Annotated in this window: 7 protein-coding genes and 1 pseudogene; 1 reads left to right on the top strand and 7 read right to left on the bottom strand. The window is 63.4% G+C overall.

What is annotated here, in order from left to right; translation table 11 throughout:
• Positions 1-28 precede the first annotated feature (28 nt).
• Positions 29-427, top strand: coding sequence for a hypothetical protein (locus tag CCZ28_RS03425; RefSeq protein WP_140215907.1), 399 nt, complete (start codon positions 29-31; stop codon positions 425-427).
• 14 nt (positions 428-441) lie between these two features.
• On the opposite strand, the gene CCZ28_RS03420 is transcribed toward CCZ28_RS03425, so the two are convergent.
• The 7 genes and pseudogenes from CCZ28_RS03420 to CCZ28_RS24640 form a co-directional block, all read right to left on the bottom strand.
• Entirely contained in the window at positions 442-1,170 is a 729-nt protein-coding gene (locus tag CCZ28_RS03420; protein ID WP_140215905.1) for a polysaccharide lyase family 7 protein, read from the bottom strand.
• A gap of 305 nt (positions 1,171-1,475) precedes the next feature.
• Positions 1,476-3,695 (bottom strand): 1,4-alpha-glucan branching protein GlgB, encoded by a 2,220-nt coding sequence (gene glgB, locus CCZ28_RS03415; protein ID WP_140215903.1) that lies wholly within the window; start codon positions 3,693-3,695, stop codon positions 1,476-1,478.
• Positions 3,692-7,021, bottom strand: a complete 3,330-nt coding sequence (gene treS, locus CCZ28_RS03410) for a maltose alpha-D-glucosyltransferase (RefSeq protein ID WP_140215901.1) — start codon at positions 7,019-7,021, stop codon at positions 3,692-3,694. The genes glgB and treS overlap by 4 nt, the downstream gene beginning before the upstream one ends.
• A 134-nt stretch (positions 7,022-7,155) precedes the next feature.
• Positions 7,156-9,159 carry an alpha-1,4-glucan--maltose-1-phosphate maltosyltransferase gene (locus CCZ28_RS03405; protein WP_140215899.1) on the bottom strand — a complete coding sequence of 668 codons (2,004 nt, stop codon included), beginning with the start codon at positions 9,157-9,159 and terminating at the stop codon, positions 7,156-7,158.
• 471 nt (positions 9,160-9,630) lie between these two features.
• Complete coding sequence (gene nadE / locus CCZ28_RS03400; RefSeq protein ID WP_140215897.1) at positions 9,631-10,461, bottom strand: ammonia-dependent NAD(+) synthetase; 831 nt, start codon at positions 10,459-10,461, stop codon at positions 9,631-9,633.
• Entirely contained in the window at positions 10,458-10,967 is a 510-nt protein-coding gene (locus CCZ28_RS24645; RefSeq protein ID WP_240795269.1) for a CinA family protein, read from the bottom strand. Before CCZ28_RS24645 ends, nadE begins: the two co-directional genes overlap by 4 nt.
• Before the next feature lie 165 nt (positions 10,968-11,132).
• A pseudogene (locus CCZ28_RS24640) lies at positions 11,133-11,615 on the bottom strand (nucleotidyltransferase family protein); the annotation flags it as partial.
• Positions 11,616-11,617: the final 2 nt, after the last annotated feature.

Below are 11,617 nucleotides of genomic sequence, written 5' to 3'. Positions count from 1 at the left end.
AGAATACGGCTAATTAGCGAAGAATAAAATGCCTAGACTACTTGAATACATTGATCGTATTGCTATTCAAAAGCAATCAACCGTCCTATTTTTGATGTTCAGCCCTCCCAAAAAAAATCCTTCTGTATTAGAAAGGATTGGCTGGATCGATTGGGAAAAGCACCCATCCCGAATAAAAATAACTCAATGGTTGAATGAAAATGGCATAAAATGGAAGCCCTGTGCCGGATACTCAACCTCCGGACAAATAGAAGGTTATGACGGCACGATATTTATTGATGTACCATATGACAAATCAAACGAAGAATACCGAAAACTGGAAAACTATATAGAAAACCCAGACGGAACAATAAAGCTCCCCTATGTTAAGTTTGGCTATCTACCACTAGACATGGCAACTCAAATTTCATCTAGCACATCAGAATAGCCAACGGTAAATTACTACCGATTGTTGGGCTGGTGCATCGAGATCAGCCGATAGAACAGCACCCGCCCACCTTCGCTGCTGGGCCCTTCCCCATCCCGCAGTCGAGCGCCCGCCTTGAAATAGAGGTGGTGGCTGCTCCAGGCATTGTCCAGTTGCAGGCCCAGGTCACCCGTACGTGAACCCACGCCATGGGCGCGCACGCTGAGCACGCCACTGCGCGCCAGCTTGATGTCGTAGGTGAAGCGACTGTTGAGTGGCAGGTGCTCCAAGAGGATCACGTCCTTCGGGCTGTCGTTCGGACTCTCGCGCAGGCGGGCGATCAATTGGCCCTGTTGGACCGAACCCTTGGCCTCGGCCGCATCGTCCACCCGATAGACCAGTTGCAGCAGTGCCTGCGATGGAGAATCGGGTCTGCTCGCCTGATCCTCGATCTCGCTGATGATGACTTCGGGACGGGACGGCACCTGTTGCACCGCCGCTTCCGCCTGCAGCAGGGCATCGCCCTCGCGATACTTCCAGGCATAGGCGCTGCCATCCGGGCGCGTCTCGCGCAGCTCGGTGGCGGGATAGTCGTTGAAGGGCTGCGGCGTACCGGTCACCGGCACCCAGAACAGCAGCGAGCCGCCCTCGCCGCGGACGAGATAGGGACTATGAAAGCGGCTGCTGTTCAGCTCGGCGGTCTGTACCTGGGCCACGGGTAGCGGCACGGGTACCGTTAGATTCCATTCGGCGAGATCGATCATGGGCTTCTCGGTTGCCAGAGGCCTAAGGCTTGTCTGAAAAGTCGCCGAGCGAAGGAGAGGCAAGGCGCAACGACCAACGGGAGTAACAGCCAAGGGCTGGCCCGAAGGGTGAGCGCCAGCGAATCAAATCAGCGAGGAAGTGGACCGGGCTCGCGCTTGAGTTTACGAGCAGTAAATGAGCATTCCGAGCTGATTTTTAACGCAGCATCGCCGATGCGCAGGCACTTTTCCGACAAAGCCTGACAGCATCGCGCAGTCTGGCGACGCTGTCAGCGAGCAGCGCCCGAATCCGGGCGCATCCAGGTTCAGACCTGCGGCTTGAACACTAGCAGACCGAGCGGCGGCAGATTGAGGTTCAGGGACGTCGGCTGGCCGTGGGCCGCGATTTCCTCGGTGTTGACACCGCCACCATTGCCGACGTTGGAACCGCCATAGCATTCGGCATCGCTGTTGAAGATTTCCTGCCAATGGCCCGCCGCAGGCACGCCCACACGATAGTCGTGACGCGGGACCGGGGTGAAGTTGGCGATCACCAGCAACGGCCGCTGCTGGGCATCGCGCCGCAACCAGGCGAAGACGCTGTTGCCGTTGTCATCGCCCACCACCCAATCGAAGCCCTCGGGCAGATGGTCGCGCTGGTGCAAGGCCGGTTCCTGGCGATACAGGCGGTTGAGATCGACCAGCAACTGCTTCACCCCACGGTGGGTACCGTGCTCCAGCAGGAACCAGTCCAGCTCGCGGTCATGGCTCCATTCACGCCACTGGCCAAATTCGCAGCCCATGAACAGCAGCTTCTTGCCCGGATGGGTCCACATGAAGCTCAGGTAGTTACGCAGATTGGCGAACTTCTGCCAGTTGTCGCCCGGCATCTTCTCGATCAGCGACCCCTTGCCGTGTACCACCTCGTCGTGGGAGATGGGCAGGACGAAGCGCTCGGACCAGGCGTACACCAGGCCGAAGGTCATCTGGTGGTGGTGGTATTGGCGATAGACCGGGTCCTCTTCCACATAGTGCAGGGTGTCGTGCATCCAGCCCATGTTCCACTTGTAGTCGAAGCCCAGCCCGCCCTCGCTCACCGGCACGCTGACGCCCGGCCAGGAGGTGGATTCCTCGGCGATCACCAGGGCACCCGGCGCCTCTTCATGGACCACCTCGTTGAGGTGCCGCAGGAAGGCGATGGTCTCCAGGTTCTCGCGACCGCCATGGACGTTGGGAATCCACTCGCCCTGCTTGCGCGAATAGTCGCGATAGAGCATGGAGGCCACCGCATCGACGCGCAGGCCATCGATATGGAAGTGCTTCAGCCAGTGCATGGCCGAGGCCAGCATGAAGCCATGCACCTCGTGGCGACCGAGGTTGTAGATGTAGGTGTTCCAGTCTTGGTGGAAGCCCTCGAAGGGGTGCTCGTATTCGTACAGGGCGGTACCGTCGAAACGTGCCAGGCCGTGTTCGTCGGTGGGAAAGTGCGCCGGTACCCAGTCGAGGATGACGCCGATATTGGCCTGGTGGCAGGCGTCGACGAAGGCGGCGAAATCTGCCGGCGTGCCGAAGCGCGAGGTCGGCGCGAACTGGCCAAGCGGCTGGTAGCCCCAGGAGCCGCTGAAGGGGTGCTCCATGATCGGCAGCAACTCGATATGGGTGAAGCCCATCTCGTGGATATAGGGAATCAGATGCTTGGCCAGCTCGCGCCAGGTGTACAGGCGACCTTCGTCCCCTCCTTCGCGGCGCCAGGAGCCGGCGTGCAGCTCGTAGATGGACAGCGGTGCTTCCAGCCCCTGCCGCTCGCGGCGGTGCGCCATCCAATCCTGGTCGCGCCAGACGAAGGGGGTGTTGTCGGCCACCACCGAGGCGGTGCGCGGCGGCAACTCCGCCGCCAGGGCGATGGGATCGGCCTTGAGCGGCAACACGCCGTGCTGGCCGAGGATCTCGTACTTGTAGGCGGTGCCCACCGGCAGGCGGGGGACGAACAGTTCCCAGACGCCACTGTTGGCACGCAGGCGCATGGGCAGACGGCGACCGTCCCAGGAGTTGAAGTCGCCCACCACCGAGACGCGCCGGGCGTTGGGCGCCCAGACGGCGAAGCGCACGCCGTCCACACCGTCGACCTGGCAGCGCTGGGCACCGAAGGTCTCGCCGAGATTGCGATGACGACCTTCGTTGAACAGATAGAGATCGGTCTCGCCCAGCAGGACGCCGAAGGAATAGGGATCTTCGGTTTCCTGAACCCCGCTCGGCCAGCGAATGACCAGCTTGTAGGGGGCAGCGTAGTCCAGCCGGGTGACGAACAGACCGGGCACGCGCCCGGGCTGCATCTGGGCCAGGGGCCGACCGCTCATGCGGTCGACCAGTTCGACGCCCAGGGCATTGGGCAGGAAGGCGCGGACGATCACGCCCTCGCCATCGGCATGGGGGCCGAGGATGGCGAAGGGATTACCGTGTTCGCCACGTGCCAGCGACTCGGCCTCGGCGGCCGAGAGGCGGACGTCGTCGAAGGGGACGACGGGGGCGGTGGACTGATCGGTCATGCGCGGGCTCCAGACAAGAGGGTCTCGACGATAGCGGCGACGCCGCGTAGCGGGATGTTGATCCAGGTGGGTCGATTGGCAGCCTCGTAGCCTATCTCATAAACCGCTTTTTCCAGGCTGTAGAGATCCAGCGCCGCCTGTTCGCCCCGCTCGCCCCACTGGTGGCCGATGTCGGCCGCCGCGGTGCGGTAGGCTTCCAGGAAGGCTGCATAGGACGACGTCCGATAGGTTTCCGCGGCCTGGGCACGCAGCCGCTGGTGCTCTTCCGAGGTATCGGCGCCGCTGTTGCTGACCTGGGTCACCATGGCCGCGGCGTAGTCGAAGGAGCGCAGCACGCCAGCGACGTCCTTGTAGGGGCCGTACTTGCCGCGCCGCTCTTCCAGCGAACGCGCCGGCTCACCCTCGAAGTCGATGAGGATGGCGTCGTCCTGGGCCACCAGGACCTGGCCCAGGTGCAGATCACCATGGACGCGGATGCGCAACCCACCCTCGACGTCGGCCGCCAGGGCTTCGATGCGCTTGGCCAGGGCCTCACGCTTGCCGACCAATCCGGCGAGCAGCTCCTGGCTGGCGGCGTCGAGCTGGTCGCGCATGCCTTGCAAGGTATCCAGGGCACCATCCACCTGTACCCGCACCCGGTGCGCCAGGTCCTTGGCCGCCGCGGCATCCACGGTTTCCGGCGCGAAGGCCGCATCCTCGGTGGGCCGGGCCAGGACCACGTGCATCTCGCCCAGGCGCTTGCCCAGCACCCCGGCGAAGGCAGTCAGATCGCCCATGGCGGTGAACTCGTTCTCCACGTTGGAGATGCCGCCGCTGAGCAGATCGCGGGTCACGCGGTCCAGGGTATCCAGGCTCCACTTCCAAGCATCGCCCTGGTTGTGGATGTGCTGCTGCACCAGCATCAGCACATGGGGCGTGCCGTCCGGCGCGATGCGCTGGGCCACGGCGTGGGTGGCGGCGATGTTGGCGAAGCCGGCCTGGGCCAGGTAGCGACCCATCTCCACCTCGGGATGGATGCCGGCGGCCACCTTGCGGATCAGCTTGAGCATCAGATGATCGCCGACGATCAACGAGCTGTTGGACTGCTCCACGCCGAGGTGCTTGATCTCGACGTTCGGGTCCAGCGCCAGGTCTTCGGGATTGTCATAGACCTCGAAGCTCAGTTCACCCTCGGGCAGCGCGATCTTGGCCCCCTTGCGGAAGGCATCGAACACCCCGTGCACGAAGCTGGTCAGGGCGAAGGCATCGGTCACCAGACCCACGCGACGCACATGACGGATGCGCGAGATGGCCAGCTGGGTGGCCAGGGGGCTGCAATGCTGGTCCTCTTCGGCGAGGAAGCCCAGCGGCAGCGCATAGCGCTCTTCGCCCTTGGCGTTGGTCACCACCACCTCGGTGAACATCACCGGCAACTTGGGCGTGTTGATCTGGGCGGCATAGTCCAGGCGTACGCTGGTGATGGCTTCGTCCTTGGAGCCGAACCAGCGACGCTTGGGCAGATAGACCGGCAGCACCTCTTCGAAGATGCGTCGCGGATCGCCGCTGAGCAGCTCCTGCAGATGACGCTTGATCACCACCGTCTGGTAGTCGGGCATGGGCGCCGGCGGCTCGGTATGCCAGGCCGGCAGATGCTCATGGCCCGCCAGGTAGAACCAGTAGAAGCCATAGGGCGGCAGGGTCAGCATGTAGGGCAGCTGGCCGATGGGCGGGAAGGCGCTGCCACCGATCATCTCCACCGGGACCTGGCCGGCGAAGCTGGACAGGTCCAGCTCCACCGCCTGAGCCGCGCGGGAGACGTTGGCCACGCAGAGGATGGTCTCGTGCTCGCCCTGGGCGTTGGTGAAGTTGCGCAGGTAGGCCAGGATGCGTCTGTTGGTCGGCGACAGCATCTTCAGGGTGCCACGACCGAAGGCCTTCTGCTGCTTGCGCACGGCGAGCATGCGTCGCGTCCAGTTGAGCAGCGAATGCGGATCGCGGGACTGGGCCTCGACGTTGATCGCCTGGTAGCCGTAGAGCGGGTCCATGATCGACGGCAACACCAGGCTGGCTGGGTCGGCGCGGGAGAAGCCGCCATTGCGGTCGACCGACCACTGCATGGGGGTACGGACGCCATCGCGGTCGCCCAGGTGGATGTTGTCACCCATGCCGATCTCGTCGCCGTAATACAGCGTCGGGGTACCGGGCATGGACAGCAATAGGCTGTTGAGCAGTTCGATGCGGCGACGGTCGCGTTCCAGCAGCGGCGCCAGACGGCGGCGGATGCCCAGGTTGATGCGCGCGCGGCGATCCGAGGCATAGTAGTTCCAGAGGTAGTCCCGCTCGCGGTCGGTCACCATCTCCAGGGTCAGTTCATCGTGGTTGCGCAGGAAGATCGACCATTGGCAGTTGGCCGGAATCTCCGGGGTCTGGCGCAGGATGTCGGTGATGGGGAAGCGGTCTTCCTGGGCGATGGCCATGTACATGCGCGGCATCAGCGGGAAGTGGAAGGCCATGTGGCATTCGTCGCCGTCGCCGAAGTACAGCTGGGTGTCTTCCGGCCACTGGTTGGCCTCGGCCAGCAGCATGCGGTCGGGATAGTTGGCATCGATCTCGGCCCGGATTTCCTTGAGCACCGCGTGGGTCTCGGGCAGGTTCTCGTTGTTGGTGCCGTCGCGCTCCACCAGGTAGGGAATGGCGTCCAGGCGCAGGCCATCGACGCCCATGTCCAGCCAGTACCTCATGATGGAGATGACCGCCTTCATGACCTGGGGATTGTCGAAGTTCAGGTCCGGCTGGTGGGAGTAGAAACGGTGCCAGAAGTACTGGCCGGCCACCGGGTCCCAGGTCCAGTTGGACTTCTCGGTATCGAGGAAGATGATGCGGGTGCCGTCGTACTTCTGGTCGTCGTCGGACCAGACGTAGAAGTTGCGCGCGGCCGAGCCCTTCTTGGCGCGGCGGGCGCGCTGGAACCAGGGGTGCTGGTCGGAGGTATGGTTGATGACCAGCTCGGTGATCACCCGCAGGCCACGGGCATGGGCCTCGGCGATGAAACGCTTGGCATCGGCCATGGTGCCGTAGTCGGGGTGGATGCCGCGGTATTCGGCGATGTCGTAGCCATCGTCGCGGCGCGGCGAGGGATAGAACGGCAGCAGCCAGATGGTGTTGACGCCCAGGCTGGCGATGTAGTCCAGCTTCTCGATCAGGCCGGGGAAGTCGCCGATGCCATCGTTGTTGGAGTCGAAGAACGACTTCACGTGCACCTGGTAGATGACCGCGTCCTTGTACCAGAGCGGATCGTCGATGAAGGCGGCAGGTTTGCGGGAACGAGCTTTATTGGGTTTTGCCATGTCGTCAGGTCCTTAACAGGGCGTCTGAATCGAATGCGTGCACCGGTCGTCCAGGCCACCGGCGATGGTGGTGGCTCGGGCCCCAGGCGCAGGATTGCCTCCTGCGCCTGGGGCCCGCGCCACCGGAGAGATCGCTAGTGGGCCGGCTGGATGCGCCAGATGCCGAAGGGCATCGACGGCTCCAGGCGCGTCCACTGGGTCTTGCCATGCCAGGCCCAACGATGCCCGGTCATCAGGTCCTCGCCGAGGGTGGTGGCATTGTCATCGAGGCCGAATTCCCACAAGGGGAGTTCGAACTGGCCTTCCTGCGCCTTGAAGGGATCGAGGTTGATGGCGACCAGGACGAAGTTGCCCAGGTCATCGGTGCGCTTGCCGAAATAAAGGATCTGGTCGTTCCAGCAGTTGTAGAACTCCAGCCCCAGATGGGTCTGCAGGGCCGGGTTCTGCCGGCGGATGCGGTTGAGCTGGGCGATCTCGGCCATGATGTTGCCCGGCGCATAGAAGTTGCGCGGGCGCAGCTCGTACTTCTCCGAGTCCAGATACTCTTCCTTGCCCGGCGTGAGCGGCGCGCCTTCGCAGAGTTCGAAGCCGGCGTACATGCCCCACAGGCCGGAACCCATGGTGGCCAGCGCCGCCCTGATCAGGAAACCGGGGCGCCCGCTGGTCTGCAGGAAGGTCGGGTTGATGTCCGGGGTGTTGACGAAGAAATTCGGCCGGTAGCAATCGCGCAGCGGCGGCTCGTTGAGCTGGGTGAAGTACTCGGTCAGCTCGGCCTTGGTGTTGCGCCAGGTGAAATAGGTGTAGCTCTGGCTGTAGCCGACCTTGCCCAAGCGCGCCATCATCGCCGGCTTGGTAAAGGCTTCGGCGAGGAACATGACATCGGCGTCGCGACCGCGGATATCGGCGATCAGCCACTCCCAGAAGGGCAACGGCTTGGTGTGGGGATTGTCGACGCGGAAGATCTTCACGCCCTGCTCCACCCAGTGCCAAACCACGTCGCGCAAGGCCAGCCAAAGATCGGGAATCGAGTCCTTGGCGTAGAAGTCGACATTGACGATGTCCTGATACTTCTTCGGCGGATTCTCGGCATAGCGCATGGAGCCGTCTGGGCGCCAGGAGAACCAGCCCGGATGTTCCTTGAGCCAGGGATGGTCGGGCGAGCACTGGATGGCGAAGTCCAGGGCAATCTCCAGGCCGTGATCGGCCGCCGCCGCGACCAGGGCACGGAAGTCTTCCAGGGTGCCCAGCTCGGGATGCACTGCATCGTGGCCACCATCCGGGCTGCCGATGGCATAGGGACTGCCCGGCTGATCCGCCCCGGCGCCAAGGGTGTTGTTCTTGCCCTTGCGGTGGGCCAGGCCGATTGGGTGGATCGGCGGGAAGTACAGCACATCGAAGCCCATGTCACGCACGCGCGGCAGTTCACCGATCACGTTGCGGAAGGTGCCGTGGCGCTGGGGATCGTCGGTGATGGAGCGCGGGAAGAGTTCGTACCAGCTGGCGAATTCGGCCCGGACCCGTTCGATGTCCAACGGATATTCGATGCTGTGGGTGAGGTGCTCATAGGCGTCCACCGGCGCCATCGCCTGGCTCGCCTCGGCCGCCAGCAGTACCGCGACCTTGTCACCTTCGCTGGGCGCTTGCTCCAGCCGCTGCAGCAAGGCCTCCAGTGGTGCCCGTTGCTCGCCTTCCGCGCGGGACAGCGCCTGCTCCACATGAATGCGGCCTTCCTGCAACTCCAGGTTCAGCGGCACACCAGCGGCATGCTTCTTTTCGATCTCGTAGCGATAGGTGCCCCAGACGTCCCACCAGGCCTGGACCACGAATTCGTAGCGGCCCACCGTCTGTGGAGTGAAGCGGCCACGCCAGAGATCATTGGTTTCCAGTACCAGCGGCGCCTGCTGCCAGTTTTCCTCGCCCTCTTGACGCCAGAGAATCGCGGCGGCGAGCTTATCGTGCCCATCGGCGAAGATCTTGGCGGTCACTTCGACGACCCGACCGGCGATGCCCTTGGCAGCGAACTGGCCGTTATCGACCGCCGGGGTGACCGATTCGATGGCGATGCGCGGCGTTTGCGCAGCGGTAGCGGGATCGAGGGAAAGGGTGGAAAAAGAACCGGGGAGATCGGTGTTCGACATCGAGCCTGACTCCATCATCTTGGGACGCGTGAAAGGTCGTACCGCCCAGACGATACGACCTAGGTCATGACCCCGCCAATGCCTGACGTATTTCCGAGAACCCGGCTGGCAGGCCCCCTTTATCTGGGGGATGTCCTGGATCTGGAAGGATGCGCCGCGAACCCCGGCAGCCACCTTTCCAGACAACCACGTCAGCTTCGATACCGGAAAGGTTAGCGCGGGTGTGTCTGAAAGAGTCTGAGCCACGAGGGCGCGCAAAAGTTCAGCGCTGCAACATCGATCAACGGCCCTCCTTTACAGATTAAAAAGCTTTAAAAACAAAAATTTACCCAACCAATCTAAAGTTGATTCTCTTAGGTGAAAATTGGCCCTGCAGACAGAGTCCATTCAGCCACGCAAAGCGCCAATCGACGCCTTCCTCACGTGAATTGTATGAAAATTAACTTCACATAAATGCCATAAGCCATTGATTTAACTGAAAGGCGTATAGGGCAGATCGCGCTTGTGGGCGCTGCGCCTATAGGTATTGAGGATGATCTCCAGGGTCGCCGGGCTAACCGGTTTGCCTTCGAGAAAGTCATCGATCTCGGCATAGGTGATGCCGAAGGCATCCTCGTCCGCCTTGCCCGGTGACAGGGATTCGAGGTCCGCAGTCGGTACCTTGTGCACCAGGGCATCGGGCGCGCCCAGCCACTCGGCTACCGCCCGGACACGCCGCTTGTTCAGGCCATGCAGCGGCGTGAGATCACAGGCGCCATCGCCGAATTTGGTATAGAAGCCCATCAGGGCTTCCGCGGCATGGTCGGTGCCTATGACCAGGCCCCGGCGGGCGCCGGCCACGGCGTATTGGGCGATCATGCGCTGGCGCGCCTTGATGTTGCCCAGGGTGAAGTCCTCGTGCAGCTCGTCGTCGAAGGCCACCCGTGCCTCGCGCACCGACGCGAGCATGGCATCGCTGGCCGGCTTGACGTTGACGGTATGGGTCTCGTCGGGCTGGATGAATTGCAAGGCGCGCTGGGCATCCTCCTCGTCACGCTGAACGCCATAGGGCAGGCGCATGGCGATGAATCTCAGGCGGGCATTGCCGCTCTCCTCCCGCGCCCGCTCCACGGCCAGTTGCGCCAGACGGCCAGCGGTGGAGGAGTCCACCCCGCCGCTGATGCCCAGCACATAGCTTTCCTGCCGACTCTGCAGCAGGTAGTCCTTGAGGAATTGAATGCGACGTTCAGCCTCCTCGGCCGGGTCGAAATGGGCGGGCACCTGCAGGGCCTGGATGATGTCGCGCTGCTGGGCGTCGGTCATCGGGCTTTCTCCTTGAGTTCGCGTTCGAGACGCTGGTGATAGGGCACTACACCCGCCAGGCTGTGCCGGGCGGCGGCCAGTTGGACGGCTTCGCGGTCGCCGGAAAAATGCTGGGTTTCAGCATAGAGCACGATGTCGTCACCCGCTCGATAGCCCCAGGCGAAACAGACGGTGCCCTGGGGAATACCGTCAGCGCCGCCCGGCCCGGCCAGCCCGGTATTGGCGATGGCCACCTGGGCCGGGCTGTCGCGCAAGGCACCGGCGGCCATCTCCCGGGCGATTTCCTCGCTGGTGAGGTTGTAGCGCTCGATGGTCTCCGGCTTCACCCCCAGCAGGCGCTGCTTGGCCTCCGGGGAATAGACGACGTAACCCGACTCGATACAGCTGCCGCTGCCGGGCACTTCGGACAACAGCCCGACCACCTTGCCGGCGGTGCAGGACTCCGCCGTGGTGAGCTGTAGCTCACGCGTCTTGAGATAGTCCAGCATGGACTCGATCATATTCATGGACGTCTTCCACCACAGGGCTTTCACCCCCGTTGGAAGAGCGGCGAATTGGGGAAGTTCGAGGCCGGTCGCGGCTGGTTTTTCCAGGTCGGCCGGGGTGTCGATGTCGAGCTGGATGCCGGCGTCGGCGACCTCCAGCTCTAGCACCGACGCCTCGCGCAGCAGCCGTTTCGCTCCTTCGTCGCCACTCAACTCGCCAAGCGCAGCGGCATAATTCCGACCAAAGAACACGGGATGTCCCCGTCGCCCCGCGTGGACCGGTACGACGATACGGTCGGGCCGCTGCAGCTCGAGCAGTTGGCGAGCGGTCGTCGGATGAATGAAGGGCATGTCACCCAAGGCCACCAGCCAGCCCCCGGCCGCGGACGTCGCCCGCACCGCAGCGGCCAGGCTGTCGCCCATCCCCGTGGTGGGCAGGCTCAGCACCTGCAACCCTTCCTGGCGAGCCAACGCGGCGCGCCAGGGCGCTGCGCCGGAAACCACGGCCAGGCATGGCAGGCCGAGCGTCGTCCAGAGGCGGAAGGTTGCCTGCAAGACGCTCGACTCGGCGAATCCCGGCAGCGCCGCCTGTAACTTGTCGCCCCCGCCCGCCGCGCGAAAGCGGCTGCCGACGCCGGCAGCCAGGATGAGGATCTGTACCGGCGCCACGC

It is taken from the genome of Pseudomonas oryzihabitans, assembly GCF_006384975.1.
Taxonomy (GTDB): Bacteria; Pseudomonadota; Gammaproteobacteria; order Pseudomonadales; family Pseudomonadaceae; genus Chryseomonas; species Chryseomonas psychrotolerans_B.
Note: the sequence above shows the minus strand (reverse complement) of the source record. Positions and strands in the feature narration are given on the sequence as shown.

What these genes read in the sequence shown, in the direction of transcription:
- treS (WP_140215901.1), bottom strand. Translation starts at nt 7,021, where the DNA reads ATGGCAAAACCCAATAAAGCTCGTTCCCGCAAACCTGCCGCCTTCATC.
- CCZ28_RS03405 (WP_140215899.1), bottom strand. Translation starts at nt 9,159, where the DNA reads ATGTCGAACACCGATCTCCCCGGTTCTTTTTCCACCCTTTCCCTCGAT.
- CCZ28_RS03425 (WP_140215907.1), top strand. Translation starts at nt 29, where the DNA reads ATGCCTAGACTACTTGAATACATTGATCGTATTGCTATTCAAAAGCAA.
- glgB (WP_140215903.1), bottom strand. Translation starts at nt 3,695, where the DNA reads ATGACCGATCAGTCCACCGCCCCCGTCGTCCCCTTCGACGACGTCCGC.
- nadE (WP_140215897.1), bottom strand. Translation starts at nt 10,461, where the DNA reads ATGACCGACGCCCAGCAGCGCGACATCATCCAGGCCCTGCAGGTGCCC.
- CCZ28_RS24645 (WP_240795269.1), bottom strand. Translation starts at nt 10,967, where the DNA reads ATGAATATGATCGAGTCCATGCTGGACTATCTCAAGACGCGTGAGCTA.
- CCZ28_RS03420 (WP_140215905.1), bottom strand. Translation starts at nt 1,170, where the DNA reads ATGATCGATCTCGCCGAATGGAATCTAACGGTACCCGTGCCGCTACCC.